The sequence below is a fragment of the Streptomyces sp. NPDC034099 genome, from assembly GCF_055575415.1.
Genome location: NZ_JBVISR010000002.1, coordinates 579,868 through 605,717, shown reverse-complemented (window position 1 = coordinate 605,717; position 25,850 = coordinate 579,868). Strand labels below are relative to the sequence as shown.

At 72.1% G+C, this 25,850-nt stretch carries 21 protein-coding genes and 1 pseudogene; 8 read left to right on the top strand and 14 right to left on the bottom strand.

Annotated features, from left to right (window positions below):
- Window positions 1-3 precede the first annotated feature (3 nt).
- The 10 genes from desD to ACZ56V_RS07655 form a co-directional block, all read right to left on the bottom strand.
- A complete protein-coding gene (gene desD / locus ACZ56V_RS07700) occupies window positions 4-1,788 on the bottom strand; it encodes a desferrioxamine E synthetase DesD (protein WP_468940123.1) in 1,785 nt (594 codons plus the stop codon).
- Complete coding sequence (locus ACZ56V_RS07695; protein WP_467378488.1) at window positions 1,785-2,330, bottom strand: GNAT family N-acetyltransferase; 546 nt, start codon at window positions 2,328-2,330, stop codon at window positions 1,785-1,787. The genes desD and ACZ56V_RS07695 overlap by 4 nt, the downstream gene beginning before the upstream one ends.
- Before the next feature lie 14 nt (window positions 2,331-2,344).
- On the bottom strand, window positions 2,345-3,625 hold the full coding sequence (locus ACZ56V_RS07690) for a lysine N(6)-hydroxylase/L-ornithine N(5)-oxygenase family protein (protein WP_467378243.1): 1,281 nt from the start codon (window positions 3,623-3,625) through the stop codon (window positions 2,345-2,347).
- Window positions 3,609-5,051 carry a lysine decarboxylase DesA gene (gene desA / locus ACZ56V_RS07685; RefSeq protein ID WP_398910686.1) on the bottom strand — a complete coding sequence of 481 codons (1,443 nt, stop codon included), beginning with the start codon at window positions 5,049-5,051 and terminating at the stop codon, window positions 3,609-3,611. Before desA ends, ACZ56V_RS07690 begins: the two co-directional genes overlap by 17 nt.
- 147 nt (window positions 5,052-5,198) lie before the next feature.
- Window positions 5,199-6,095: a siderophore-interacting protein gene (locus ACZ56V_RS07680; RefSeq protein ID WP_398910688.1), complete on the bottom strand. Its 897-nt coding sequence runs from the start codon at window positions 6,093-6,095 to the stop codon at window positions 5,199-5,201.
- Window positions 6,096-6,121: 26 nt separating this feature from the next.
- The gene (gene desE, locus ACZ56V_RS07675) at window positions 6,122-7,162 is read right to left on the bottom strand and encodes a siderophore-binding protein DesE (RefSeq protein ID WP_468940118.1); all 1,041 of its coding nucleotides are present in this window, start codon (window positions 7,160-7,162) and stop codon (window positions 6,122-6,124) included.
- A 131-nt stretch (window positions 7,163-7,293) separates the two neighbouring features.
- Window positions 7,294-8,454: an acyl-CoA dehydrogenase family protein gene (locus ACZ56V_RS07670; RefSeq protein ID WP_398911133.1), complete on the bottom strand. Its 1,161-nt coding sequence runs from the start codon at window positions 8,452-8,454 to the stop codon at window positions 7,294-7,296.
- Between the two features lie 5 nt (window positions 8,455-8,459).
- A complete protein-coding gene (locus ACZ56V_RS07665; protein WP_468940115.1) occupies window positions 8,460-9,407 on the bottom strand; it encodes a hydroxymethylglutaryl-CoA lyase in 948 nt (315 codons plus the stop codon).
- The gene (locus ACZ56V_RS07660) at window positions 9,404-11,344 is read right to left on the bottom strand and encodes an acetyl-CoA carboxylase biotin carboxylase subunit (protein WP_398911135.1); all 1,941 of its coding nucleotides are present in this window, start codon (window positions 11,342-11,344) and stop codon (window positions 9,404-9,406) included. The genes ACZ56V_RS07665 and ACZ56V_RS07660 overlap by 4 nt, the downstream gene beginning before the upstream one ends.
- 50 nt (window positions 11,345-11,394) lie before the next feature.
- On the bottom strand, window positions 11,395-13,011 hold the full coding sequence (locus ACZ56V_RS07655; RefSeq protein ID WP_398910692.1) for a carboxyl transferase domain-containing protein: 1,617 nt from the start codon (window positions 13,009-13,011) through the stop codon (window positions 11,395-11,397).
- 105 nt (window positions 13,012-13,116) lie between these two features.
- Here ACZ56V_RS07655 and ACZ56V_RS07650 point away from each other — a divergent pair, with 105 nt between their 5' ends.
- From ACZ56V_RS07650 to ACZ56V_RS07635, 4 genes are all read left to right on the top strand, one after another.
- Entirely contained in the window at window positions 13,117-13,716 is a 600-nt protein-coding gene (locus ACZ56V_RS07650) for an SACE_7040 family transcriptional regulator (RefSeq protein WP_398910694.1), read from the top strand.
- A gap of 127 nt (window positions 13,717-13,843) precedes the next feature.
- Window positions 13,844-15,001 (top strand): acyl-CoA dehydrogenase family protein, encoded by a 1,158-nt coding sequence (locus ACZ56V_RS07645; protein ID WP_123624372.1) that lies wholly within the window; start codon window positions 13,844-13,846, stop codon window positions 14,999-15,001.
- Window positions 15,002-15,011: 10 nt separating this feature from the next.
- The gene (locus ACZ56V_RS07640) at window positions 15,012-15,884 is read left to right on the top strand and encodes an acyl-CoA thioesterase (protein ID WP_468940111.1); all 873 of its coding nucleotides are present in this window, start codon (window positions 15,012-15,014) and stop codon (window positions 15,882-15,884) included.
- A 5-nt stretch (window positions 15,885-15,889) separates the two neighbouring features.
- Window positions 15,890-16,870, top strand: coding sequence for a cation diffusion facilitator family transporter (locus ACZ56V_RS07635; protein ID WP_398910698.1), 981 nt, complete (start codon window positions 15,890-15,892; stop codon window positions 16,868-16,870).
- An 18-nt stretch (window positions 16,871-16,888) separates the two neighbouring features.
- Here the strand turns inward: ACZ56V_RS07635 and ACZ56V_RS07630 are convergent, their stop codons facing one another.
- Window positions 16,889-17,677 (bottom strand): phosphatase, encoded by a 789-nt coding sequence (locus ACZ56V_RS07630; protein ID WP_398910700.1) that lies wholly within the window; start codon window positions 17,675-17,677, stop codon window positions 16,889-16,891.
- Window positions 17,678-17,886: 209 nt separating this feature from the next.
- Here ACZ56V_RS07630 and speB point away from each other — a divergent pair, with 209 nt between their 5' ends.
- From speB to ACZ56V_RS07610, 4 genes are read left to right on the top strand one after another with little or no spacing between them, the layout of a single operon-like run.
- Window positions 17,887-18,855, top strand: a complete 969-nt coding sequence (gene speB / locus ACZ56V_RS07625) for an agmatinase (RefSeq protein WP_398910702.1) — start codon at window positions 17,887-17,889, stop codon at window positions 18,853-18,855.
- On the top strand, window positions 18,852-20,537 hold the full coding sequence (locus tag ACZ56V_RS07620; RefSeq protein WP_398910704.1) for a thiamine pyrophosphate-binding protein: 1,686 nt from the start codon (window positions 18,852-18,854) through the stop codon (window positions 20,535-20,537). Before speB ends, ACZ56V_RS07620 begins: the two co-directional genes overlap by 4 nt.
- Before the next feature lie 59 nt (window positions 20,538-20,596).
- Complete coding sequence (locus tag ACZ56V_RS07615; protein ID WP_398910706.1) at window positions 20,597-21,016, top strand: hypothetical protein; 420 nt, start codon at window positions 20,597-20,599, stop codon at window positions 21,014-21,016.
- The gene (locus ACZ56V_RS07610) at window positions 21,013-23,286 is read left to right on the top strand and encodes a tetratricopeptide repeat protein (protein ID WP_468940106.1); all 2,274 of its coding nucleotides are present in this window, start codon (window positions 21,013-21,015) and stop codon (window positions 23,284-23,286) included. Before ACZ56V_RS07615 ends, ACZ56V_RS07610 begins: the two co-directional genes overlap by 4 nt.
- On the opposite strand, the gene ACZ56V_RS07605 is transcribed toward ACZ56V_RS07610, so the two are convergent.
- From ACZ56V_RS07605 to ACZ56V_RS07595, 3 genes and pseudogenes are all read right to left on the bottom strand, one after another.
- Window positions 23,249-24,061 carry an endonuclease I family protein gene (locus tag ACZ56V_RS07605; RefSeq protein ID WP_398910709.1) on the bottom strand — a complete coding sequence of 271 codons (813 nt, stop codon included), beginning with the start codon at window positions 24,059-24,061 and terminating at the stop codon, window positions 23,249-23,251. The genes ACZ56V_RS07610 and ACZ56V_RS07605 overlap by 38 nt on opposite strands.
- Before the next feature lie 361 nt (window positions 24,062-24,422).
- A pseudogene (locus ACZ56V_RS07600) lies at window positions 24,423-24,918 on the bottom strand (glycosyltransferase family 39 protein); the annotation flags it as partial.
- A gap of 43 nt (window positions 24,919-24,961) precedes the next feature.
- Complete coding sequence (locus ACZ56V_RS07595) at window positions 24,962-25,849, bottom strand: helix-turn-helix transcriptional regulator (protein ID WP_468940103.1); 888 nt, start codon at window positions 25,847-25,849, stop codon at window positions 24,962-24,964.
- Between the last annotated feature and the right edge of the window lies 1 nt (window position 25,850).

Genomic DNA, 25,850 nt, shown 5'->3' with positions numbered 1-25,850 from the left:
CGCCTACCGTCCGGCTATCGGATTCCTCAGGTTCCCGATCAGCTGGAGCGCGCCGGACGGGTCCGCGAGGTCCACCATCTGCCGGTTGTCGCGCAGCTGGAGCCGGTTGAGGCAGGACAGCGCGAACTCGGGCGCGAACATGTCGTACCGCTCGAACTTGTCGGCCAGCTCCGGCACCGACTCCTGGTACTCCCGGGTGACCTCCGCGACCGTCCGCCAGAAGGCGTCCTCCGTCAGGAACCCCTCGCCCGCGAGGTTCGCGGCGAGGAAGCGGAAGAAGCAGTCGAAGACGTCCATGAAGATCGACAGGAGCTTCTTGTCGTCCGGCACGTCCACCGCGATGCGGGAGACCTCCGGCGGCAGCACGGCGTCCGGGTCCATCACCGCGATCTCCTCGGCGATGTCCTTGTAGATCGCGCGCCGCACCACCCCGTCCTCCAGGACCAGGATGACGTTCTCGCCGTGCGGCATGTACACCAGGTCGTAGGCGTAGAAGCTGTGCAGCAGCGGGACGTAGTAGGCCCGCAGGTAGTGCCGCAGCCACTCGGCCGGCGCGAGCCCGGACCGCTCGATCAGCGCGCCCGCGAAGGAGGCGCCCTCGTGGTCGACGTGGACCAGCGAGGCCATGGTGGCGAGCGTCTCGCCCTCCTGGAGGGACGGCACCGGGCTCTCCCGCCACAGCGCCGCCAGCATCTTGCGGTACGGCGAGTAGCGGTCGGTGGCCTGCTCGTACTCCAGGTGCCGGTAGCCGACGGCCGCCCGCTCCCGGATGATGCTCAGCCCCGTCGCCTTCAGCACCGGGTCGCCCTCGATCAGCCGGGCGAGCCAGTCGTTGATGGCCGGGGTGGCCTCCATGTACGCCGCCGACAGGCCGCGCATGAAGCCCATGTTGAGGACGGACAGGGCCGTCTTCACATAGTGCTTCTCGGGGTGCGAGGCGTTGAAGAAGGTGCGGATGGACTGCTGGGCCAGGTACTCGTCGTCGCCCTCGCCGAGGCAGACCAGGTGCCCGCGGGCGACCTCGGCGGCGAAGGTGACGGTGAGCTTGTTCCACCACTGCCAGGGGTGGACCGGGATGAGGAGGTAGTCGGCCGGGTCCAGGCCGCGCTCGCGCAGCACGCCGTGGAAGCGGTCGACGGTGGCCGCGCCCAGCTCGTCCCGGACGAAGGACTCGTACTCGATGCCCACGCCGGCCGTGAACGCCGCCCGCGAGCGGTGCGCGGCCAGCCACACCAGCCGGACCGGGCTCGCGGTCTCGGGGGCGTACGACAGGTACTCGTGGATGCCGAAGCCGAGCCGGCCGTTGTTGGCGACGAAGCAGGGGTGGCCCTCGGTCATGCCGGTCTCGACGGCCTGGAAGCCGCCGCGGGCCAGTTCGGCGGAGGTGAGCTGCGGCTTGGTCAGCTTGTAGCAGGTCCCGGAGAGGGTGGAGGAGATCTCCTCCAGGTAGACGGGCAGGATCTCGTCGCTCAGGCTCAGCGTCTGCTTCAGCTCGATGAAGAAGTCCAGCGCGGCGAGCGGCAGTTCGGCGCCGTCGCGGTGGCGCGTGATGGAGTCGGCGTCCACCTGCCAGTGGTCCAGGGCGCGGACGGTGGCGGTGAAGCGGTACACGGTCGTACCGTCGTCGCTGCGGACGGCGTACGTCTGCCCGCCCCCGTCGTCCGGCTCCCGCTCGGGGGCCAGCAGCCGTTCGTGGGTGAACTCGGCCAGTGCCTTGCGGACCAGGAGGCGGTTGGCCCGCTCCCAGTGTTCGGGGGTCAGGTGGGCGACGGCGTCGGCGAGGCTCATGCGGACACCGCCTTCTCGAACTGCTCGCGGGTGCAGAAGCTCAGCAACGCCTTCTTCTCCGGCTTCTGGATCTCGCGCTCGGGCACGAATCCGACGGCTGCGTTCAGGGCGTGGACGGCGGTGTTGGTGACGTCCGGTTCGACGACGACCCGCCGGGTCGCCGGGTCGGCGAACAGCTCGGCCATGACGGTGGTGATCACGGCCCGGGTGAAGCCGTGCACGGGCCGGTCGGTCGGCGCGACCAGGAAGTGCATGCCGACGTCGCCCGGCTCCGGCTCGTACAGCCCGACCAGCTCGCGGTGGGCGGGGTCGTAGCGCTCCATCAGGAAGGCCGGGACCCCGTCGTGCAGGCCGAGGTGGGCCTGCTGGTGCTCGTCGGCGGCCACCTCCATGTACGCCCGCTCCACGTCCACGAGTTCCGCGTCCTGCATCATCCAGAACGCGGACTTGGGGTGGGTGAGCCAGCCGTGCAGCAGTACGGCGTCCTTGAGGGGGTCGACGGGGCGCAGGGTCAGTGCCCCGACGGCGGTGGCGGTGCTCATGCGGCTCGTGCGGCTCATACGGCGAACTCCTGGAACGCGATCGTCTTCTCGACCGGGTAGTACTCGCGGCCGAGCAGCTCCCGGACGATGCAGCTGTTGCGGTAGGCGCCCATGCCCAGGTCGGGGCTGGTGACGCTGTGCGCGTGGACTCCCGCGTTCTGCAGGAACACGCCGCCTCCGGTGACGTCCACGGCGTAGTTGCGGCCGATGTCGAAGTTGCCCCGGGAGTCGTAGCGCAGCCGGTCGCGGACGGGCTTGAGGAACTCCGGCTCGGCGTACCGGTAGCCGGTGGCGAGGACCAGGCCCTCGGTCTCGATCTCGAAGTCCTTGCCCTGCTCCTCCTGGCGGAAGCCGAGCGTGTAGGTGCCGTCCGCGTACCGGGCCCCGGTCAGCGCCGAGTTGGTGAGCAGGCGGGTGGGGACGGGGCCGGCGAGCTGCTTCTGGTAGAGCAGGTCGAAGATCTCGTTGATCAGGTCGCCGTCGATGCCCTTGAAGAGGCCCTTCTGCTCGGCCGTGAGGCGGTAGCGGGTGTCCTCGGGCAGCGCGTGGTAGTAGTCCACGTACTCCGGTGAGGTCATCTCCAGGGTGAGCTTGGTGTATTCGAGGGGGAAGAAGCGCGGGGAGCGGGTCACCCAGTTCAGCCGGTAGCCGTGGACGTCGATCTCGCCCAGCAGGTCCAGGTAGATCTCGGCGGCGGACTGGCCGCTGCCGACCAGGGTGATCGACTTCTTCTTCACCAGCTCCGCCCGGTGCCGCACGTACCGGGAGTTGTGGAGGAAGTCGCCGGCCAGGCCACGGCAGGCGTCCGGGATGTGCGGCGGGGTGCCGGTGCCGAGGACGAGGCGGCGGGCGCGGTAGGTGTCGCCGGAGGTGGTGGCGACGGCGTACAGCTCCTCCCGCTCGTCGTAGGTGACCTCGGTGACCGTGGTGGAGAAGCGGACGCTGCTCAGCCGGTGCGCGGCCCAGCGGCAGTAGTCGTCGTACTCGACGCGCAGCGGGTAGAAGTTCTCCCGGATGTAGAACGAGTACAGCCGGCCCTTCTCCTTCAGGTAGTTGAGGAAGGAGTACGGCGAGGTCGGGTCGGCGAGCGTGACCAGGTCCGACATGAACGGGGTCTGGAGGTGCGCGCCGTCCAGGAACATCCCGGCGTGCCACTCGAAGTCCGGCTTGGACTCCAGGAAGACGCCGTTCAGCTCGGCTATGGGCTCGGTGAGGCAGGCCAGGCCGAGGTTGAAGGGGCCGAGGCCGATCCCCACGAAGTCGTACGGGGCGCTGGCTTCAGGAAGCGCGGTCAAGGGAGTCTCCCAGGTACTGCTCGGCGTGGCCGGCGATCAGGTCGAGGACGGCGGCGATGTCGGCCGTGGTCGTCTCGGGGTTGAGCAGGGTGAACTTCAGGTAGTGGCGGCCGGCCACCTTGGTGCCCGCGACCACGGCGTCGCCGGAGGCGAACAGGGCCTTGCGGGCGTACAGGTTGGCGCGGTCGATCTCGGCGGGGTCGGTGACCGCCGCCGGGATGCAGCGGAAGACCAGGGTGGAGAGCGACGGCTGGACGACCACGTCGAAGCGCGGGTCGGCGGCGAGCAGTTTCCAGCCCTCGGCGGCCAGGTCGCAGACCTCGTCGAAGAGTTCGCCGATGCCGTCGGCGCCCATCACGCGCAGCGTCATCCACAGCTTGAGCGCGTCGAAGCGGCGAGTGGTCTGGAGGGACTTGTCCACCTGGTTGGGGATACGTTCCTGCACCATGCGGCGCGGGTTGAGGTACTCCGCGTGGTAGGTGGCGTGGCGCAGGGTGGCGGCGTCGCGGACCAGCACGGCGGACGAACTCACCGGCTGGAAGAAGGACTTGTGGTAGTCCACGGTGACCGAGTCGGCGCGCTCGATGCCGTCGATGCGGTGCCGGTACTTCAGGGAGGCGAGCAGTCCGCAGCCGTAGGCCGCGTCGACGTGCATCCACACGCCGTACTGCTCGCACAGCCCGGCGATCTCCGGCAGCGGGTCGATCGAGCCGAAGTCGGTGGTGCCGCCGGTGGCGACGACGGCCATGGGGACCAGGCCGTCCTTCGCGCAGCGCTCCAGCTCACGGGCGAGGGCGACGGTCTGCATGCGCTTGTCGCGGTCGACGGGGACCGACACGACGGCGTCGGGGCCGAGGCCGAGCAGTTTCGCCGACTTCTTCACGCTGAAGTGGCTGACCTCGGAGGCGAAGATCCGCAGGTCGGCGAAGGACTCGGCCTTCGCCTCCTCGCGGGCCAGCAGCAGCGCCTGGAGGTTGGACTGGGTGCCGCCCGAGGTGAACACGCCGTCGGCCGCCGGGCCGAGGCCGATCCGGGCGCAGGTCCAGTCGATCAGCTTCCGCTCGATGAGGGTGCCGCCGGCCGACTGGTCCCAGGTGTCCAGGGAGGAGTTGACGGCGGACAGGACCGCCTCGCCGAGCACCGCCGGTATGACGACCGGGCAGTTGAGGTGGGCGAGGTAGCGGGGGTGGTGGAAGTAGACGGCGTCGCGCAGGTAGACGTCCTCCAGCTCGTCGAGGACCGCGGCCGTGTCGTGCAGGGGCCGGTCGAGGTCGATCCCGTCGATGCGGGGGGAGAGGGCGTCGACCGTGACACCGGTGAACGGCCGGTCGGTGGCGGCGATTCTGGCGGCCACCCGCTCGACTCCTTCGGTCACGGAACGGCGGTACTGCTCCGCGGTGGCGTCGTTGAGCAGGTGCGAGCGCATGTGGGGGTCCTCCGGTGGGGACGGTCCGAGAGGGGCGGAAGAGGGCGGAACCCTCGCTTCGACTTAGGTTAGCCTAACCTAAGTTGAGTCGATCAAACGCGTGCCTGTGGGTGACCGCTGTCACTGTGGCCCCATGGGGGGCGGACGTCAGCCCTGCTCGCGGAGTTGTTCCTCCGTCAGGCCGCGGCGCCAGTAACCGACGAAGGTGACGCGCCGGCGGTCGATGCCGCGCTCGCCCACGAAGTGCCGCCGCAGCTCCTTGACGCACCCCGACTCGCCCGCGATCCAGACGTAGGGGCGTTCGGCGGGCGGGAAGCCGGCGTCCCGGAGGGTGGCGAGGGCCGCCCCCCGTCCGCCGCCGGTGCCCCTGACCAGCCAGGTGACCTCGGCGTCCGCGGCCGTCCGGAGGTCCTGCACGTCCTCGGCGTGCGGCACCTCCAGCCAGACCCGGGCACGGGTGCCGGCCGGGAGTGCCTCCACGATCGCGCAGGCGGCCGGTACGGCGGTCTCGTCGCCCCAGACCACCACCAGGTCGGTGTCCTCGGGCGGCCGGAAGCGGATCGCCCGGTTGTCGGCGATCGCGGGACCGAGTACCAGTACGCGGTCACCGGGGGCGGCGCCGGCGGCCCAGCGGGCGGCGGGACCGGCGTCGATCCCCGACCCCGGTTCGACGCCGTGCAGGACGAAGTCGATGTCGACCTCGGCGGTGTGCCCGTCGGCGTCCCGGCGCAGCGCGCGCAGCGTGTACGAGCGCATCACCGCCCGCACGTCGTCCGGCAGTTCGCGCCAGCCCTGCCACCAGCCTCCCCCACTCTCGGCTGCGCTCGAGCGGGGGGACCCCCATCCCAGCTCGACCGGGACCGCGGGCTCGGCCTGCCCCGGGTGGGGCAGGAACAGCGACAGTGACTGGTCGAGGCCGTCGGAGTGGAAGGCGCGCAGGTCGGGCCCCGCGAAGGTGACCCGGGCCAGGGACGGGCCGAGCCGTCTCGTCCGTACGACCTGGAGGGAGAAGAAACGGAACGGGGCGGCAACGGCCGTCGTCATGAGGGGCTCCGGAGAAGGGGGGTGGGTCAGCCGACCTTCTTGGCGTTCTCGATCGCCTCGGCCAGGTTGTCCAGCAGGGGGGTGCACTTGTCGTAGGACAGGATCGGCTCGGGGGAGCGGGCGATGACCTGGCCGGCCTTGACCGCGGGGAGCTTCTTCCAGGTGCCCTCCGCGATGTCGGCGGGCTGGATGGTCGAGGCGCGGTCGTCCATGATGATGACGTCGGCCGGGTACTTGTCGACGTTCTCCCAGCTCAGGCTCTCGAACCAGCCGCCGGTCGCCTTCTTGGCCGCCTCGGAGGGCTCGACGAAGTTCACGCCGAGGGCCTTGAAGTACTCCAGGTCCACCGAGAGGTTGGTGCCGGAGACGTAGAACAGGTCGGGGCTCGCGGAGCCGGCCAGCACCCGGATCTCGGGGTGGGCCTTGGCGGCGGCGCGCAGCCGGGCGGCGGCCTTGTCGAAGGCGGCCTTGGCGTCGGTGACCTTCTTGGCCTTCATGTCGGCGCCGAGCGACTCGGCCAGCTCCCACATGCGCTGGAGCGGCTGGGTGAGCTGCCGGTCGAAGACGGAGATCGCCACGCTCGGGGCGAGCTTGGCGATCTTGTCCTTCGACTCCTCCGGGACGGACCACAGGGTGCCCGCGGTGTCGAACGTCGTGGTGATGAGCACCTCGGGGGCGAGGGAGGCGTACTTCTCGACGTTGAGCTTGCCCCACTCGTTGCCGAGGACGGTGACCTTGTCCACGTCCAGGTCGCCGGCCTGCACGTCGGGCTTGCCGTCCTTGGTGGTGGTCGGGCCGAAGACGCCCTTGACCTGGACGCCGTAGTCGTAGAGGGCGGCGGCGACGCCGGTGAAGGCGACGATGGCCGTCGGCACCTTGTCCAGCTTCACGGTCGTGCCGCGGTCGTCCTTGAAGGACCAGGGGCCCGACTTGGCGGCGCCTTCGCTCGTCCCGCCGCTGTCCTTGTCGCCGTCCCCGCAGGCCGCGAGCACGGCACCGAGGCCGAGGGCGCCGCCGGCGGCGAGGATTCCGCGGCGGGTCGGATGGGTGGCGCTGGCGTGGGACATGGTGGTGGCTGCCTTCGAACGGTGCGGAGCGTCGTGCTCTGCGGGACAATTCGAAGGTAGGTTAGCCTAACCTCAGATCTTGTCCAGGGGTGGGGGCCCTGGTACCGCCCCCACCCCCGGCCGTCCGGGGCTCAGCTCACCAGCCCCAACTCCCGTGCGATCAGCATCCGCTGGACCTCGCTGGTGCCCTCGCCGATCTCCAGGATCTTCGCGTCCCGCCACATGCGGGCCACCGGGTACTCGTTCATGAAGCCGTAGCCGCCGTGGATCTGGGTGGCGTCCCGGGCGTTGTCCACCGCGACCGTCGACGAGTACAGCTTCGCCAGCGCCGCCTCCTTCTTGAACGGCTCGCCCGCCACCAGGCGCGAGGCCGCGTCCCGCCAGGCGAGGCGGGCCGTGTGGGCCTTCATCTCCATGTCGGCGATCTTGAACTGGATGGCCTGGTTGGCGCCGATGGGCCTGCCGAAGGCGTGACGTTCCTTCGCGTAGGCGACCGACTCGTCCACACAGCCCTGCGCGAGCCCCGTGCCCAGCGCGGCGATGGCGACCCGGCCCTCGTCCAGGATGCGCAGGAACTGCGCGTAGCCGCGCCCCCGCTCGCCCAGCAGGTTCGCCGCCGGGACCCGGACGTCGGCGAAGGACAGCTCACGGGTGTCCGAGGCGTTCCAGCCGACCTTCGAGTACGGGGCGGCCACCGTGAAGCCCGGGGTGCCCGACGGGACGATGATCGACGAGATCAGGGGCCTGCCGTCCGGCTTGCGGCCGGTGACCGCCGTGACCGTCACCAGACCCGTGATGTCCGTGCCGGAGTTGGTGATGAAGCACTTGGTGCCGTTGATCACCCACTCGTTGGTGGCCTCGTCCAGGCGGGCCGTCGTACGGGTCGCGCCCGCGTCGCTGCCGCCGTCCGGCTCGGTGAGGCCGAAGGCGCCCAGGATCTCGCCCGAGCACAGCCGGGGCAGCCACTCGCGCTTCTGCTCCTCGGTGCCGAACAGGTGGAGCGGCATCGCGCCCAGCGACACGCCCGCCTCCAGCGTGATCGCCACCGACGAGTCGACCCGGGCCAGCTCCTCCAGGGCCACGCCGAGGGCGAAGTAGTCACCGCCCATGCCGCCGTACTCCTCCGGGAACGGCAGCCCGAACAGGCCCATGCGGCCCATCTCGCGGACGATCTCGTACGGGAACTCGTGCCGCTCGTAGAAGTCGCCGATCTTCGGCGCCACCACGTCGTGCGCGAACTGTTCGACCGTGCGGCGCAGTTCTTCCAGTTCGGGGGAGAGCTTGTGGTCCATGGTGTTCACGACTCCTGGTGGGAGAGGGCTCGAACGGTGCGGGACGGGCTCGGTCGGCCCAGGTGCGCGGCCATCCAGACGCTTGTGGCGACCAGACGGCCGAGGTCGACTCCGGTGTCGATGCCGAGGCCCCGCAGCATCCACACGAGGTCTTCGGTGGCGAGATTGCCGGTGGCGGACTTGGCGAAGGGGCAGCCGCCGAGACCGCCGGCGGAGGCGTCGACCGTGGTGACGCCCTGCTGGAGCGCGGCCAGCGTGTTGGCCAGGGCCTGGCCGTAGGTGTCGTGGAAGTGCACGCCCAGCGCGGAGACCGGCACGCCCGCTTCGGTCAGCGCGGTGAGCAGGGCCGTCACATGGCCCGGGGTCGCCACGCCGATGGTGTCGCCCAGGCTCAGCTCGTCGCAGCCCATCTCCAGCAGGGCCCGGCAGACCCGCACCACCTGGGGGACCGGGACGGGGCCCTCCCACGGGTCGCCGAAGCACATGGAGAGATAGCCGCGGACGTGGACGTCGCTCGCCTTCGCCCGGGACACCACCGGCTCGAACATGGCCAGCGCCTCGTCCACCGTGCGGTTGAGGTTGGCCCTGGCGAAGGACTCCGTGGCGCTGGCGAAGACCGCGACGCGGCGCGCGCCGAGCGCGAGGGCCCGTTCCAGGCCGCGTTCGTTCGGCACCAGCACCGGCAGCTCGACGGGCAGGTCCGCCACCGCCGGGAACAGCTCCTCCGCGTCCGCCAGCTGGGGGACCCACTTGGGGTGGACGAAGCTCGTCGCCTCGACGGTGGTCAGGCCCGTGCCGGCCAGGCGCCGGATGAACTCCGCCTTGACGGCCGTCGGCACGGTCGCCTTCTCGTTCTGCAGCCCGTCGCGCGCGCCGACCTCGTGGACGCGGACGCGGGCGGGCAGGCCCTCGGCCGGTACGGCCATCGGGAGGCCCGGTTCCGGGGCGTTCATGCCGTCTCCTCCTCGTCGGTGGGCGTGATGACCGCGAGCACCTGGTCCATGGCGACGGTCGTGCCCGGCGCCACGTCCAGCTCGGCGACGGTGCCCGCGTGCGGGGCGGAGATGACGTGCTCCATCTTCATCGCCTCCACCACCAGCAGGCTCTGCCCGGCGCTCACCTCGTCGCCGACGGCGACCTTCACCACCGTCACCGTGCCCGGCATCGGCGCGGTCAGCGAGTCGGCGCCCGCGTGGGCGGCCCGGTCGAGGGACGCGGCGACCGGGTCGTGGTCGCGCACCTGCCAGGCGTCGCCGTCGCGGCCCAGCCAGTCGGCGGCGCGGTGGAAGGTGTGCCGGACGCCGTCCAGGGTCACGGCGACCTGGTCGTCTGTGACGGTGTGGGCGCCGCGCGGGGTGTGCGTGACGGGTTCGAGTCCCGGCGCACGCAGCGGGAAGGAGACCGGCTTGGGCTCGCCTCCGGTGCGCCAGCCGCTGGGCACCGAGAACGGGTCCGTCCAGCCGTCGCCGCTGGGGCGCAGCGCCTCCAGCCGTACGGCCGCCGCCGCCTCGTACACCTCCTCCGGTACGCCGGTGGCGACCAGGCCGTCGACCTCGCGCTCCACCAGCCCCGTGTCCAGCTCGCCCGCCACCACCGCCGGGTGCGCGAGCAGCCGCCGCAGGAACCCGGCGTTGGTCGGCACGCCCAGGGTGACCGTCCCGGCGAGGGCCGCCCGGAGCCTGCGCAGCGCGGTCTCCCGGTCGGGGCCGTACGCGATCACCTTGGACAGCATCGGGTCGTACAGGCTGCCGACCTCGGTGCCCTCGCTGAGCCCGGAGTCGGTGCGCACACCGTCGCCCTCGGGCTCCCGCAGCCGCAGCACCGTGCCGCCGGAGGGCAGGAAGCCGCGCGAAGGGTCCTCGGCGCACAGGCGGGCCTCGATGGCGTGCCCGGTCAGCCGTACGTCCTCCTGCGTGAACCCGAGCCGCTCGCCGGCCGCCACCCGCAGCTGCCACTCCACCAGGTCCAGGCCGGTCACCAGCTCGGTCACCGGGTGCTCGACCTGGAGACGGGTGTTCATCTCCATGAAGTAGTACTGGGAGGGGTCGCTGCCGGGGACGATGAACTCCACCGTGCCCGCGCCCCGGTAGCCGCAGGAGCGGGCCGCCTGCACGGCCGCCTCGCCCATCGCCGCCCGCGTCGCCCCGTCCAGCAGGACGCTCGGCGCCTCCTCGATCACCTTCTGGTGCCGGCGCTGGAGCGAGCACTCGCGCTCGCCCAGGTGCACCACGTTGCCGTGACCGTCGGCCAGCACCTGGATCTCGATGTGCCGGGGCCGGTCGATCCACCGCTCCACCAGCAGCGTGTCGTCGCCGAAGGAGGCGCGCGCCTCGCGGCGGGCGGCGGCGATCTCGTCGGCCAGCAGGGCCGCGTCCCGCACCAGCCGCATGCCCTTGCCGCCACCGCCCGCCGACGGCTTGAGCAGCACCGGGGTGCCGATCTCGCGGGCGGCGTCGGCGAGCTGCTCGTCGGTGAGTCCGCTGCCGCTGGAGCCGGGGACGACCGGCACTCCGGCCGCCCGCACCGTCTCCTTGGCCCGGATCTTGTCGCCCATCAGGGCGATGGCGTCGGCCGACGGCCCGATGAAGACCAGCCCCGCCTCCTCGCAGGCCCGCGCGAAGCCCGCGTTCTCGGCGAGGAAGCCGTACCCCGGGTGAACCCCCCGCGCCCCCGTCCGGGCCGCCGCCTCCAGCAGCCGCTCCACGGACAGATAGCTCTCCGTCGCCGGCGCCGGGCCGATCCGTACCGCCTCGTCGGCCTCCCGCACGTGCCGCGCGTCCGCGTCGGCGTCGGAGAAGACCGCCACCGAGCGCACGCCCATCGCGCGCAGGGTCCGGATGACGCGGACGGCGATCTCGCCCCGGTTGGCGACGAGCACGGTGTCGAACATGCGCGGCGTCCCGTCCGTGCTCGTGTTCGTGTTCTGCATGGGTCCCCTCCTCACATCCGGAAGACGCCGAACTGGGGCTCGCCCAGCGGCGCGTTGGCACACGCGGTCAGGGCCAGTCCCAGCACCTGCCGGGTGTCGGCGGGCTCGATCACGCCGTCGTCCCACAGGCGGGCGGTCGCGTAGTAGGCGTTGCCCTGCCGCTCGTACTGGGCGCGGACCGGCGCCTTGAAGGACTCCTCCTCCTCGGCCGGCCACTCCTCGCCGCGGGCCTCCAGCTGGTCCCGCTTGACCGTGGCCAGCACGGAGGCGGCCTGCTCGCCGCCCATCACGGAGATCTTGGCGTTGGGCCACATCCACAGGAAGCGCGGCGAATACGCCCGCCCGCACATCGAGTAGTTCCCCGCGCCGTACGACCCGCCGACGACCACCGTCAGCTTCGGCACGCGCGTGCACGCCACCGCCGTCACCATCTTGGCGCCGTGCTTGGCGATGCCACCGGCCTCGTAGTCCCGGCCCACCATGAACCCGGAGATGTTCTGCAGGAACACCAGCGGGATGCCGCGCTGGTCGCACAGCTCGATGAAGTGGGCGCCCTTCTGGGCCGACTCGGAGAACAGGATGCCGTTGTTGGCGACGATCCCGACCGGGTGACCGTGGATGCGGGCGAAGCCGGTGACCAGGGTCTGCCCGTACTCGGACTTGAACTCGGCGAAGCGGGAGCCGTCCACCACGCGCGCGATGACCTCGCGCACGTCGTAGGGGGTGCGGGAGTCGACCGGCACCACGCCGTACAGCCCTTGCGGGTCCGCCTTCGGCTCGACCGCGGGCTGGACACCCCAGGGGAGCGCGCCGCGCTCCGGCAGGGTGGAGACGATCTGCCGCACGATGCGCAGGGCGTGCGGGTCGTCCTCCGCGAGGTGGTCGGTCACGCCGGACACCCGCGCGTGGACCTCGCCGCCGCCCAGCTCCTCCGCCGTGACCACCTCACCGGTGGCCGCCTTCACCAGCGGCGGCCCGCCCAGGAAGATCGTGCCCTGGTCGCGGACGATCACGGCCTCGTCGCTCATCGCCGGGACGTACGCGCCGCCCGCCGTGCAGGAGCCGAGGACGGCCGCGATCTGCGGGATGCCCGCGCCCGACATCCGGGCCTGGTTGTAGAAGATCCGCCCGAAGTGCTCGCGGTCGGGGAAGACCTCGTCCTGCATCGGCAGGAAGGCGCCCCCCGAGTCCACCAGGTACAGGCACGGCAGCCGGTTCTCCAGCGCCACCTCCTGCGCCCGCAGGTGCTTCTTCACGGTCATCGGGTAGTACGTGCCGCCCTTGACGGTGGCGTCGTTGGCGACGATCACGCACTCCCGGCCGCTGACCCGGCCGATGCCGGCGATGACGCCGGCGGCCGGGGCCGCTCCGTCGTAGAGCCCGTCGGCGGCGAGCGGCGCCAGCTCCAGGAACGGCGAGCCCGGGTCGAGCAGTGTGTCCACGCGGTCGCGCGGCAGCAGCTTGCCCCGCGCGGTGTGCCGGGCCCGCGCCCGCTCGCCGCCGCCCAGCCGGGCCGCCGCGAGCTTGGCGCGCAGTTCCTGAACGAGGGCGGCGTGCGCCTCCTCGTTGGCCCGAAAGGCCTCCGACGCGGGATCTGCCGCCGTCGTCAGCTCCGGTGCCTCGTGCATCCTGCGGTCCCCTCACCCGATGGTCGATCGGTCGATCGGTTAATGAGCGTTAACGCATTTCCCTCAGGTTAACGACCGCTAACCGCCCTGTCTAGAATTGGTCCCATGGCCACCAGAACCGACGCCCCCACCCGCCGCGAGCAGATCCTCAAGGAGGCCGCCCGGCTCTTCGCCGAGCGCGGCTTCCACGGGGTGGGCGTCGACGAGATAGGCGCCGCGGTCGGCATCAGCGGCCCCGGCCTGTACCGGCACTTCCCCGGCAAGGACGCGATGCTCGCCGAGCTGCTGGTCGGGATCAGCGACTCGCTGCTGACCGGGGCGAAGCGGCGGCTGGCGGAGGCGGACGGGGCGGCCGGCTCCGAGGCGGTCCTCGACTCGCTGATCGAGGGGCACATCGACTTCGCGCTCGACGACCGCCCGCTCATCACCCTGCACGACCGCGAGCTGGACCGCCTCCGGGACGCCGACCGCAAGATGGTGCGCCAGTTGCAGCGGCAGTACGTCGAGCTGTGGGTCGGGGTGCTCCGGGAGGTCTACCCGGCGGTCGCCGAGCCCGCGGCCCGCTCCGCCGTCCACTCCGTCTTCGGCCTCCTGAACTCCACCCCCCACCTGGGCCGCCCCGGCTCCCTCCCCGGCCGCGCGGTGACGGCGTCCCTGCTGCACCGGATGGCGCGGGGGGCGTTCGCGGCGGTGGGGGAGGCGTAGGGGCGCCCCTCCGGCGGCAGGGGAGTGACGAGGGTTACCCGCGTCCCGGTCTGGACGCTCCTCCCTACTCACCGGTACCGTGATGTCTGAGCAAGCGCTTAGATATTCGTACCCTGGAGGTGGCGCGGTGCGCCGTACGGTGTTCAACGAGGACCACGAGGCGTTCCGGGAGACCCTCCGCGCCTTCATCGAGGCCGAGGTCGTCCCCGTCTACGACGACTGGTTCGCCGCGGGCCAGGCGCCGCGCGAGTTCTACTACAAGCTCGGCGAGCTGGGCATCTTCGGCATCAACGTGCCCGAGGAGTTCGGCGGTGCCGGCATGGACAGCCACAAGTTCGAGGCCGTCCTCTACGAGGAGACCGCCCGCGCGGGCGTCCAGTTCGGCGGCTCCGGCGTCCACGTGCTGCTCGCCCTGCCCTACATCAACATGCTGGCCACCGACGAGCAGAAGAAGCGCTATCTGCCGAAGTTCGTCACCGGCGAGGAGATGTGGGCCATCGCGATGACGGAGCCCGGCACCGGCTCCGACCTCGCGGGCATGAAGTCCACCGCCAAGCTCTCCGAGGACGGCACCCACTACGTCCTCAACGGCGCCAAGACCTTCATCACCGGCGGCGTGCACGCCGACAAGGTGATCGTCTGCGCCCGCACCGCCGCGCCCACGGCCGAGGACCGCCGCCACGGCATCTCCCTGTTCGCCGTGGACACCAAGTCCGAGGGCTACTCGGTGGGCCGCAAGCTCGACAAGCTGGGCCTGCGCACCTCCGACACCGCCGAGCTGGCCTTCGTCGACGTCAAGGTCCCCGTCGAGGACCTGCTCGGCGAGGAGAACAAGGGCTTCTCCTACCTCGGCCACAACCTGGCCTCCGAGCGCTGGGGCATCGCCTTCGGCGCCTACGCCCAGGCCAAGGCCGCCGTCCGGTTCGCCAAGCAGTACGTGCAGGACCGCACCGTCTTCGGCAAGCCGGTCGCCCACTTCCAGAACACCAAGTTCGAGCTGGCCGCCTGCCAGGCCGAGGTGGACGCCGCCGAGGCCGTCGTCGACCGCGCCACCGAGGCCCTGGACGCCGGTGAGCTGACCCCCGCCGAGGCCGCGTCCGCCAAGCTGTTCTGCACCGAGGTCGCCCACCGCGTCATCGACCGCTGCCTCCAGCTGCACGGCGGCTACGGTTACATGAACGAGTACCCGATCGCCCGCCTGTACGCGGACAACCGCGTCAACCGCATCTACGGTGGCACCAGCGAGATCATGAAGTCGATCATCGCGAAGAACATGGGCCTGTAGACCACAGGACATGAGCGAAGCACTCCAGTCCCTCCTCGACCTGCTCGACCTCGAGCGGATCGAGGAGGACATCTACCGCGGCCGCTCCCGGTCCGCCGTCGTCCCCCGGGTCTTCGGCGGTCAGGTGGCGGCCCAGGCCATGGTCGCCGCCGGACGCACGGTCCCCGGGGACCGGCACGCGCACTCCCTGCACGCGTACTTCCTGCGCCCCGGCGACCCCGGCGCCCCCATCGTCTACAACGTCGACCGCCTGCGCGACGGCCGCTCCTTCACCACCCGCCGCGTCGTCGCCGTCCAGCACGGCAAGCCGATCTTCACCCTGTCGGCGTCCTTCCAGACGTACGAGGAGGGCCTCGACCACCAGGCCCCGATGCCGCCCGCACCGGACCCGGCGGCCCTCCCCACCGGCGAGGAACGGCTGCGGAGCTACCCGCACCTGCCCGCCGAGACCGTCGAGCGCTTCCTGGAGGCACGCGCGGCCGTCGATCTGCGCTACGTCGACGACCCGCCCTTCGGCGACTTCGGCACCCCGCGCGAACCGCACTCCCAGGTGTGGTTCCGCACCAACGGCAAACTCGCGGACGACCCCCTGCTGCACGTCGTCCTCGCCACCTACGTCTCCGACATGACCCTGCTCGACTCGGTCCTGCTCGCACACGGCCGCGGCGGCTGGGCCGTCGGCGACGTCGTCGGGGCCTCGCTGGACCACGCCATGTGGTTCCACCGGCCCTTCCGCGCCGACGAATGGCTGCTGTACGACCAGCAGTCGCCGTCCGCGTCCGGCGGCCGGGGCCTCGGCCAGGCCCGCATCCACACCCAGGACGGGCGGCTCGCCGTATCGGTCGTCCAGGAAGGCGTGGTCCGCGTCCCTCGGGAACACTGAGGGGCATGGCGGACACAGGGGACACGGCGGAGGCGGAGAAGAACGGCGACAGCACCTTCACGGTGCTCGTCGCCGCCTTCGCCAATCTGGGCATCGCCGTCGCCAAGGCGGTGGCCGGCGTGATCAGCGGCTCCAGCGCCATGCTGTCCGAGGCCGCGCACTCGGTCGCGGACACCGTCACCGAGGTACTGCTGCTGACCTCGCTCAAACGCAGCGTCCGCCCCGCCGACGAGGACCACCCCCTCGGCCACGGCCCCGAGCGCTACATCTGGGCCCTGCTCGCCGCAGTCGCCACCTTCGTCGGCGGCGCCGTCTTCTCCCTCTACGACGGCATCCACACGCTCACCCACGGCGAGGACCTCGGCGACCCGCTGGTGTCGTACATCGTCCTGGCCGTCGCCTTCGTCCTGGAGGGCTACTCGCTGCGCACCGGCCTGCGGCAGGTCCGCGGCGAGGCCGACCGCCACCGGGTGTCCTTCGGCCGCTATCTGCGCCGCACCCCCGACACCGCCGTGAAGGCCGTCGTCATGGAGGACTCCGCCGCCCTGGCCGGCCTGCTGCTGGCCGCGGGCGGACTGCTCGGCGGGCAGCTCACCGGCTCCGGCGTCTGGGACGGGGCCGCCTCGCTGTGCATCGGCGCCCTGCTGCTGTACGTCGCCTGGGTGCTGGGCCGCTCCAACGCCGAGTTCCTCGTCGGCCGCCCGCTGCCGCGCACCGTCCGGGACCGGATCCGGGCGGAACTGGTGGCCGTCGAGCACATCGAGGCCGTACTGGAGCTGACCACCCTCGTGCAGGGGCCGCGGGAGGCGCTGGTCGCCGCCAAGGTCGACTTCCGGGACGTGTCGACGGCGGCGCAGATCGAGTGGGCCTGCGAACGGGCCGAGCAGCGGCTGCGGGAGGAGTTCCCGATGGTGCGCCGGGTCTACCTGGACCCGACGCCGGGCTTCGCGCAGCGCCGCTCGGAGGGGCTCAACCCCTGGCCGTAGGGGCCGTAGGAGCGCGGGCTACTTCAGCCCGGCCTCCGTCAGCAGGTACGCCGTCATCGGGTCGTAGTAGCGCGGGCTGACCACGTGGTCGTCCAGCGGCACCGCCACCTGGAGGGTGCCCTCGGACTCGGCGAGGAAGAGGGCCGGGTCGTTGCAGTCCGCGTAGCCCACCGAGTCCACGCCGTGCTGGGCGGCGTACCCGGCCCAGCCGTGGTCGGCGACCACCAGGTCCGGCAGCGGACGGCCCTCGCGCTCCAGACCGGTCAGGATCGCCTTCATCGGCTCCCCCGAGTGGGTGTGCCACAGCGAGGCCCCGTGCTCGAGGACCGAGACGTCCGCGAACTGCTGGACGTACCCCTCCTCCGTGGTCAGCCCCTCGGGGATCACCACGATCTCGCAGCCCGCGGCCCGCAGCGCGGCGGCCGTCGCCCGGTGCACGTCGAGCAGCCCGCCGGGGTGACCGGTGGCGAACAGCACCCGCTGCCCGCCGTCGGCCGCCTTGCGCAGCCGCCCCGCCATCCGCTCCAGCGCGGAGATCGTCAGCTCGGGGTCGATGGTGTCCTGGCCGTAGCGGTGCTCGGGGTCGTCGTTGACGCCGACCCGCTCCGCCATCACCGCGAGCACGTCCTGCTCGTCGTTCCAGCGGTCGCCCAGCTCCAGACCGAGCCAGTAGCCCCGGTCGCCGTTCGCCAGTTTCCGGTAGTGGGAGAGGTTGTTCTCGCGGGGCGTGGCGACGTCGCCCGCGATTCGCGTCCTGACGAGGTGCTCGGCGAGTTCGGCGCGGCTGGGTGTCCCGGGTATCGGCATGGCTCCATTGTGAGGCAGCCCCGGTCCGGACAGCAGCCGGTCCCGGCGGGATAGCCGATTCCACCAGTCCCCGGCGCGCGTATGGACGGAATGTACATGTCGCGGCGGCAATTGGGCCATCTAGTCTGCGACGACCGGCTGCCCCGCTCACCAGTACAGTCGGACGGCAGCAGTACATACGCGACGAAGCGTAAGAAGGAAGGCAGTACATGAGCAGCAACGAGACGCCCCGCGGTCCCGTCGACTCCTCCCGGATCCCCCGGTACGCCGGGCCCGCGACCTTCGCCCGGCTCCCGCGCCTGGACGAGGTCGGCGCCGCCGACGTCGCCGTCGTGGGCGTGCCGTTCGACTCGGGCGTCTCCTACCGGCCCGGCGCCCGCTTCGGCGGCAACGCCATCCGCGAGGCCTCCCGCCTGCTGCGCCCCTACAACCCGGCGCAGGACGCCTCCCCCTTCGCCCTCGCCCAGGTCGCGGACGGCGGCGACATCGCCGTGAACCCGTTCAACATCCACGAGGCGGTCGAGACGATCGAGGCCGCCGCCGACGACCTCCTCGGCACCGGTGCCCGCCTGATGACCCTGGGCGGCGACCACACCATCGCCCTCCCGCTGCTCCGCTCGGTCGCCAAGAAGCACGGCCCCGTCGCCCTGCTGCACTTCGACGCCCACCTGGACACCTGGGACACCTACTTCGGCGCCGAGTACACGCACGGCACCCCCTTCCGGCGCGCGGTGGAGGAGGGCGTCCTCGACACCTCCGCGCTCTCCCACGTCGGCACCCGCGGCCCCCTGTACGGCAAGAAGGACCTCACCGACGACGAGAAGATGGGCTTCGGCATCGTGACGTCGGCGGACGTCTACCGCCGCGGCGCCGACGAGGTCGCCGACCAGCTGAGGCAGCGCATCGGGGACCGCCCGCTGTACATCTCCATCGACATCGACTGCCTCGACCCCGCCCACGCCCCCGGCACCGGCACCCCCGAGGCCGGCGGCATGACCTCCCGCGAACTGCTGGAGATCCTGCGCGGCCTGGCCTCCTGCAACCTGGTCTCCGCCGACGTCGTCGAGGTTGCCCCGGCCTACGACCACGCGGAGATCACGTCGGTGGCCGCCTCCCACACCGCCTACGAACTGACCACCCTCATGTCCCGCCAGATCGCCGAGGCCCGTTCGAAGTGACCCACGACCACGACCTGGAACTCCGTCCGACCGCCGCCCAGACGGAGGCCGCGCTGAATCCTCCCCCCGGACGCATCGGCGGAGACCTGGTCGTGGAGACCCTGGCCGCCCTCGGCGCGACCACCGTCTTCGGCGTGCCCGGCCAGCACGCGCTCGGCGTGTTCGACGCCCTGCGCCGCTCCGACCTGCGCTACATCGGCCTGCGGGTGGAGAACAACGCCGGGTTCGCGGCGGACGCCTACGGCCGGATCACCGGCGAGGCGGCCCCGCTGCTGCTGTCGACCGGCCCCGGCGCGCTCACCTCCCTGGCCGCGCTCCAGGAGGCGCGGGCGGCCTCCGCGCCCGTCCTCGCGATCAGCAGCCAGGTCCCCACGGCGGGCCTCGGCGGCGGCCGCCACGGCTACCTGCACGAACTCCCCGACCAGGCCGCCTCCTTCCGGGGCGTGGTCAAGTCCGTGCACACCGCCCGCACCCAGTCCCAGATCCCGTCCGCCATCGCGGAGGCGTGGGTCTCGGCGCTGACCGTCCCGCACGGCCCGGTGTGGGTGGAGATCCCGCAGGACGTCCTGCTGGCCCGGACCCCGATCCCCGTGGTGACGGGCGGCGACACCTTCCCCGAGGAGCTGCCGCCGCGCCCCGAGCTGACGGCCGTGGCCGCCGACCTGCTCACCCGCGCCGAGCGCCCGGCGATCATCGCGGGCGGGGGTGTGGTCCGCGCGGACGCCGCCAAGAAGCTGCGGCAGCTGGCGGAGCGGCTCCAGGCCCCCGTCGTCACCACCTTCGGCGGCAAGGGCGCGTTCCCCTGGACGCATCCCCTCTCCCTCCAGTCCTGGCTGGAGGACCGCCACACGACGGACTTCCTGGAGGACGCCGACGTCCTCCTCGTGATCGGCTCGGGCCTCGGCGAACTCTCCTCGAACTACCACACGTTCACCCCCCGCGGCCGGGTGATCCAGATCGAGGCCGACCTCGGCAAACTGGAGTCCAACCACCCGGCCCTCGGCATCCACGCCGACGCCCGCCTCGCCCTCCAGGCCCTGCTGGAGACGGCGGGGGAGCGCACCGACCCGGCCGCCCCCGAGCGGGTCCGCGCGGTACTGGACCGGGTCCGCGCCCGCGTCGCCGCCCAGGAACTCACCCTGGAACAGGACGTCCTGGCCGCCGTGCGCGAGGCCCTCCCGCCCCGCGCCCCCTCCTTCTGGGACATGACCGTCCTGGCCTACTGGGCGTGGTCCGCCTTCGACGCGAAGGCCCCGGGCACCATGCACTCCGCCCAGGGCTCCGGCGGTCTCGGCTACGCCTTCCCGGCCGCCCTGGGCGCCGCCGCCGCCGACCCCACCCACCCGGTGCTGGCCGTCTCCGGCGACGGCGGCGCCCTGTACTCGATCGCCGAGCTGGCCACCGCCCGCCAGTACGACCTGAACGTCACCTGGCTCGTCGTCGACGACGGCGGCTACGGCATCCTGCGCGCGTACATGACCGACGCCTTCGGACAGCCCACGGCGACGGACCTGCCCGGACCCGACTTCGTCGCCCTGGCCGAGTCGTTCGGGGTTCCCGGCGTGCGTACCAGCCCCGAGACCCTGGCACGGGACCTCGCGAAGGCCCTGGCGACTCCGGGCCCGTCGGTCGTCGTACTCCCCGCCGTCCTGCGGATGTTCGCGCCGACGCACGCGGCGTGAAACCCCGTGCCGCCGGCGTCTCGGGGCCCTAGGATCGGGAGCCGGCCGTAGGGGGGACCATGGATCCGGAGATCGCCGCACTCGCGGGGACGGCGGGCACGACCGTCGTCACGCTGATGGTCACGAACGCCTGGGAATCGGCGAGGGACGGCATGGTCGCCCTGTGGCGCCGTTTCCAGCCCGCCAGGGCCGAGAGCGTCGGCGAGGAGCTGGACGCGGGCCGCGAGGAGCTGCTCCTCGCGCGTCAGGCCGGCGATGACGAAGCCGAGGCCGGGCTGACCGCCGAATGGCAGGGACGCGTACGGCGCCTGCTGCTCGCCCGCCCCGAAGTCGCCGACGAACTGCGCGCCCTCCTCGACGAGTTGGCACCGTCGATGCCGGAGGAACCGGCTGCGCCCTCCGTCCACCTGCGGGCCCGCGCGTCGGGCAGCGCCCGGATCTACCAGGCCGGGCGCGACCAGCACATCACCGAACGATGAGCGTCCCCACGCCGATGGAGGGCCGCGCGTCGGGCAGCGCCCGGATCTACCAGACCGGCGGCGACCAGTACATCGAGGAACACGTCCACCACTGGGCCCCGGGCTCGGCCCCGCTGTTCGGACACCCGTGGACGGGCCCGGCCGAACCCCGCGAGGCCGCTCCCGACTCCGTCCGCATGCCCCTGGTCGGTCGCGCGCCCGGTGTCCTGCGGGACCGCACCGACCTCATGGAGCGCCTGCGGGCCGCCGTGACCGGGCCCGGCGGCGACATCCAGGTCCTGCACGGAATGGGCGGCTGCGGCAAGACGGCCGTCGCCCAGGCCCTGTTCACCGAGGCCGTACGGGACCACGGTCGCGTCGGCCTGTGGGTCAACGCCTCCGAACACGTCTCCCTGCGCGCCGGCATGCTCGCCGTCGCCGGGGACCGCGGTGCCGCCGCCGGCGAACTGGCCGCCGCGTCCGGCGGCCGGCGCGCCGCGGCCGACCTGGTCTGGCACTACCTGGACCACTCGGCACAACCCTGGCTGCTGGTCCTCGACAACGCCGACGACCCCGCCATCCTGGAGGAGGGCTCCTGGCTGCGTCCGAGTCCCTCGGGCACGGTGCTGGTCACCACCCGCCACGCGAGCTCTCCGCTGTGGCGCGCCCCGGCGACGAGCAGCCACCGGCTCGGGTTGCTGCCGCTGGAGGACGCGACGCTGGTCCTGCGTGACCTGGCCCCGGACGCGGGCACACGGGAGTCCGCGCGGAAGGTCGCCCGGCGCCTGGGCTGCCTGCCGCTGGCGCTGACCCTGGCCGGGGCGCATCTGGCCCACCAGCTGCTGGAGTCGTGGTCCATGGACGAGTACGACCGGAAACTGACCGAGGAGTCCACGGCCCTGGTCGACCGGGGGGCATCGGCGACCGGCGGCGGGCAGTCCCGCCACCTGGTGGGCCGTACCTGGCAGCTGTCGCTGGACAGCCTGGCGGACGGCGGCCTGCCGGAGGCGACGGCCCTGCTGCGGCTGCTGTCCTTCTGGGCGGCGGACCCCGTGCCGCTGTCCCTGCTCATGCCGGCGGCACAGGGCGGGGCCGGTCTCGAACACCTCGATCCGCCGCTGGCCGCGCCCCGGGTCGAACCGGCCCTGCGCGCACTCCTCGACCACTCGCTGATCGAGATGGTGGAGACGGACGGACACCGCTGTGTGAAGGCCCACGGCGTCCTGCTGGACAGCGTCGCCGCGGGCGTGCCCGACACGGAGCGTGGACTCCTGGCGGCAGCGGCGGGCCGCCTGCTGCTGGCCGCGCTGCCGCAGGAAGGCGCCGCAACGTCGCGGGCCCGTTCCCTGGTGCGGCTCCTGGCACCGCACGCGACCGGCCTGCTGCACCGGTCCCGTCGCCACGACCTGGTGACGGCGGAATCCGTACGGCTCGCGGTCCGTCTCGCGCGGCTGGTGTACGAGGCGGGGGACTGGACCGCCGCGCTGGCCCTGGCCTCCACCGCCGCGAAGGCGGCGGCGGAGCGGCTGGGGGGCGAGCACCCGGCCACCATCGAGGCCCGGTCGGGCCAGGGCACCGTCCTGTTCCGGCTGGGCCGGTACGCCGAAGCCGCCGACCTGCTGCGACCGGCCCACCAGGACGCGCTGCGCACGCTCGGCCCCCATGACACGCGCACCCTGGACGCCGCCTACGAACTGCAGCGGGTGCTGCACCGCCTGGGCGACCTGGCGCAAGCGCGTACGCTGCTGGACACCGTCGTGGACGGCCGCCGCCAGGCGCTCGGCGAGGACCATGTCGCCACCCTCAAGGCCCGCTGCGAGATGCTGGAACTCCGCCTCGCACAGGATGAGTTCGACGGTTACACGACGGCGGCCGGGGAACTGGCGGGGGAGTGCGAACGCCTTCTCGGCCCCGAGCACCTGGTGACCGTGTGGGCGCGCGACGCGCTGGCGCGAGGGCTCCTGCGCTCCGGCCGGGGCGCCGAGGCCGAGGACCTCTTCCGCCGGGTGCTGGCCGGACAACGGGCGGGGTACGGGGACGACCATCCCCTGGTCCTCGGAGTGCTCATCCAGCTCAGCCGCGCCCAGTACGCGCAGGGCAAGCGGGAACAGGCCGCCGAGAGCGCGCGCGAGGTGGCCGAGGGGCGGGCCGCGGTCCTGGGCGAGGACCACCCCGAGACCGTCGCGGCCCGCACCTGGTACACCGAGGTCCTGGCGATGCCGCCCGCGCCGGACGATCTCGTGGGCCGACCGTCTACCAGATCGACTCCACCCACTCCGGGTGGTCGATGAACGGGTTGCGGTTGTGCTGGTAGTCGTCGTAGACGACCTGGTTGCGGTGCTCCTCGAAGGCGTCCGGCGGGTCCTCGTCGTTCCACTCCTTCAGCACGGAGAGCTTGCCGATGTACGGGGCGCTGCCGTTGTCGACCTGGCCGTTGACCTCCAGGTCGGCGAAGCCGTCGCCGCCCTCGTAGCGGACCGCCATGTAGAAGATCATGCGGGCCACGTCGCCCTTGACCGCGTCGCGGGGTTCGAAGGAGTCGGAGTCGGTGAGGCTGCCGCCGCCCTCGCTGACGGCGCTGCCTCCGTTGTCGAAGTCCTTGTTGCCCCGCACGCTGTTGACCCGGACGTCCGAGGGGCGCAGGTGGTGCAGGTCGGTGCCGGGCCCGGTGGCGGTGCCGAAGTCGCCGTGGGACTTGGCCCACACGTGCTCGCGGTTCCAGTCGCCGGTGTCGCCGCCGTTGAGTGACTTGCCGCGGGAGACGCCCGAGTAGAGCAGGATCACGTTGCCGGTGTTGTCCGGGTCCTCGTCGGTGGCCTTCAGGGCGTCCCAGACCGCCGAGTACGACAGCTTCGTCTGGTCGCTGATGATCGTGTGGAGGGACGACTCGAGACTCGTGCCCGTCTTGCCGATCGCGTCCTTGTAGTACGTCGCGTCGTAGTCCGTGTTGGTCGTCGTGGTCGCCGTGGCCGGGCTCGCCGTGAGGGAGGGCGCGGCGAGTCCGGCCAGGACGGCCGCCGTGGCGAGGGCCGCCGCATTCCGGCGCCGGGTGCGTATCGCGAGCATGTGGGGGGTCCGATCTACGCGTGTGGAACGGAGTTGTAGGACGAGCGTGACATGGACATGTTGGAGACGGGGTGTACGGAGGGTGCCGATTGCGTGACGGTGGCTCCCCGGCCGTGAGGGTCGGGGGCCACCGGGGCGGGTGTGCCGTGGGTCAGTTCACGTCCGCGGGGTCCAGCCGGTAGACGGCCGACGTGCTCTCCGAGGTGCCGCCGTACTCGTCGGCCTCGACGGCGGTGCCGTGCTCCTGGACCCACTGGGTCACCTCGGAGGCGGTGCCAAAGCCGCCGCCCGCGAAGCCACCGGTGCCGTCCGGCCGTTCACCCGTACCGGTGCCGTTCTCCGTGCCGGTGCCGTTCTCCGAGAAGCAGACCGCCGAGCCCAGCAGGGGCGGCAACCGCCCGTCGCGGACGGCCCGCAGGCCGAGCGCCGCCCCGGCCACCATCGGGAACACCAGCAGCGTGTCCGGGTTGTTGTCCCGGTAGATGGCGACCGTGATCGGGGTCAGCGCCAGCACCAGCGCGGCGACCGCCGCCGCGCCGTGGCCCCACACCCGCCGCACGGACGCGTGCAGGATCATCGTCGCGAGTGCGGAGCCGATCAGCGGCAGCATCATCTGCCAGGTGCCGTAGCCGAACAGCCGGCACGGAGCCGAAGAACCACGCCTTCCAGCTCTCGGTGCCGCTGAGCACGGCGGCGCTGTAGAAGCTGTTCAGACCCGACCCGGACAGGTTCCAGCAGTACAGCCCCCCCGCCAGGGCGAGGATCACCGGCAGGGCGGGCCGCGACCAGCGGGGCGCGCCGGGTGCGGAGGACGGTACGGATGTCACGACGCCACGGTGTCCGTGGGCGATGGGCACGGGCTGCGTCAGGTCTGGGGATGAGCTGTGAGTCCCGCCGGGATCACTCGGGGGCGGCCGCCCACGGGCCGAGACGCTGGGTGGCCGCCCACGATGCCAGGAGCGCCAGGTTGTCAGCGGTCGGTGTGCCCGCGGGCGCGGTGTAGACGTTGAGGTACAGGCCGGGCTCGGCGGGCAGCTCCAGCGTCTCGACGTCCAGGTCGAACCGGCCGACGACCGGATGACGCACCCGCTTGCGGCCGGGCCGGTGCAGCCGCACGTCCTGAGCGGCCCACCGCTGCCGGAACAGCTCACTGCGCGTCGACAGTTCGCCGATCAGGGCGATCAGCTCCGCGTCGTGCGGATGGCGACCGGCTTCCATGCGCAGCTTCGCGGCCACGCCGCCGGCGATATCGTCGTAGTCGACGAAGAAGTCCCTGGCCGCCTCGGGTTTCAGGTAGACGAACCGCGCCGTGTTCGCCGGCCGTCGCGGATCGGCCAGTACCGTGGAGTACAGCGCGCGAGCGAGTTGGTTCGTGGCGAGCACGTCATAACGGCCGTTACCGATCCAGGCCGGCGCGTCGGAGATCGCGTCGAGCACCTGCCGCAGCGTCGAGCGCACCGTCGCGGCAGAATCGGACCGGCGTGGGCCGCCGGGCGCCGGGGTCCGGCGAGCGAGGTGGAACAGGTGGTCGCGCTCGGCCTCGTCGAGCCGCAGGGCAGAGGCCAGCGCGTCGAGCACGCCGTCGGAGGCACCGGCGAGGCCGCCACGCTCCATGCGCACGTAGTAGTCGACCGACACCCCCGCCAGCAGCGCCACCTCCTCGCGGCGCAGACCCTTGACGCGACGGTTGCCGCCGTAAGCGGGCAGGCCCGCCTGCTCGGGTGTGATGCGGGCGCGTCGCGAGCTGAGAAACTCCCGGATCTCGGTGCGCGGATCCCTCGTGGTCATC

Coding starts and splice junctions, on each gene's coding strand:
- desD (WP_468940123.1), bottom strand. CDS start 1,788: ATGAGCCTCGCCGACGCCGTCGCCCACCTGACCCCCGAACACTGGGAG.
- ACZ56V_RS07695 (WP_467378488.1), bottom strand. CDS start 2,330: ATGAGCACCGCCACCGCCGTCGGGGCACTGACCCTGCGCCCCGTCGAC.
- desA (WP_398910686.1), bottom strand. CDS start 5,051: ATGCGCTCGCACCTGCTCAACGACGCCACCGCGGAGCAGTACCGCCGT.
- ACZ56V_RS07680 (WP_398910688.1), bottom strand. CDS start 6,095: ATGACGACGGCCGTTGCCGCCCCGTTCCGTTTCTTCTCCCTCCAGGTC.
- desE (WP_468940118.1), bottom strand. CDS start 7,162: ATGTCCCACGCCAGCGCCACCCATCCGACCCGCCGCGGAATCCTCGCC.
- ACZ56V_RS07670 (WP_398911133.1), bottom strand. CDS start 8,454: ATGGACCACAAGCTCTCCCCCGAACTGGAAGAACTGCGCCGCACGGTC.
- ACZ56V_RS07665 (WP_468940115.1), bottom strand. CDS start 9,407: ATGAACGCCCCGGAACCGGGCCTCCCGATGGCCGTACCGGCCGAGGGC.
- ACZ56V_RS07660 (WP_398911135.1), bottom strand. CDS start 11,344: ATGTTCGACACCGTGCTCGTCGCCAACCGGGGCGAGATCGCCGTCCGC.
- ACZ56V_RS07655 (WP_398910692.1), bottom strand. CDS start 13,011: ATGCACGAGGCACCGGAGCTGACGACGGCGGCAGATCCCGCGTCGGAG.
- ACZ56V_RS07650 (WP_398910694.1), top strand. CDS start 13,117: ATGGCCACCAGAACCGACGCCCCCACCCGCCGCGAGCAGATCCTCAAG.
- ACZ56V_RS07640 (WP_468940111.1), top strand. CDS start 15,012: ATGAGCGAAGCACTCCAGTCCCTCCTCGACCTGCTCGACCTCGAGCGG.
- ACZ56V_RS07635 (WP_398910698.1), top strand. CDS start 15,890: ATGGCGGACACAGGGGACACGGCGGAGGCGGAGAAGAACGGCGACAGC.
- ACZ56V_RS07630 (WP_398910700.1), bottom strand. CDS start 17,677: ATGCCGATACCCGGGACACCCAGCCGCGCCGAACTCGCCGAGCACCTC.
- speB (WP_398910702.1), top strand. CDS start 17,887: ATGAGCAGCAACGAGACGCCCCGCGGTCCCGTCGACTCCTCCCGGATC.
- ACZ56V_RS07615 (WP_398910706.1), top strand. CDS start 20,597: ATGGATCCGGAGATCGCCGCACTCGCGGGGACGGCGGGCACGACCGTC.
- ACZ56V_RS07610 (WP_468940106.1), top strand. CDS start 21,013: ATGAGCGTCCCCACGCCGATGGAGGGCCGCGCGTCGGGCAGCGCCCGG.
- ACZ56V_RS07605 (WP_398910709.1), bottom strand. CDS start 24,061: ATGCTCGCGATACGCACCCGGCGCCGGAATGCGGCGGCCCTCGCCACG.
- ACZ56V_RS07595 (WP_468940103.1), bottom strand. CDS start 25,849: ATGACCACGAGGGATCCGCGCACCGAGATCCGGGAGTTTCTCAGCTCG.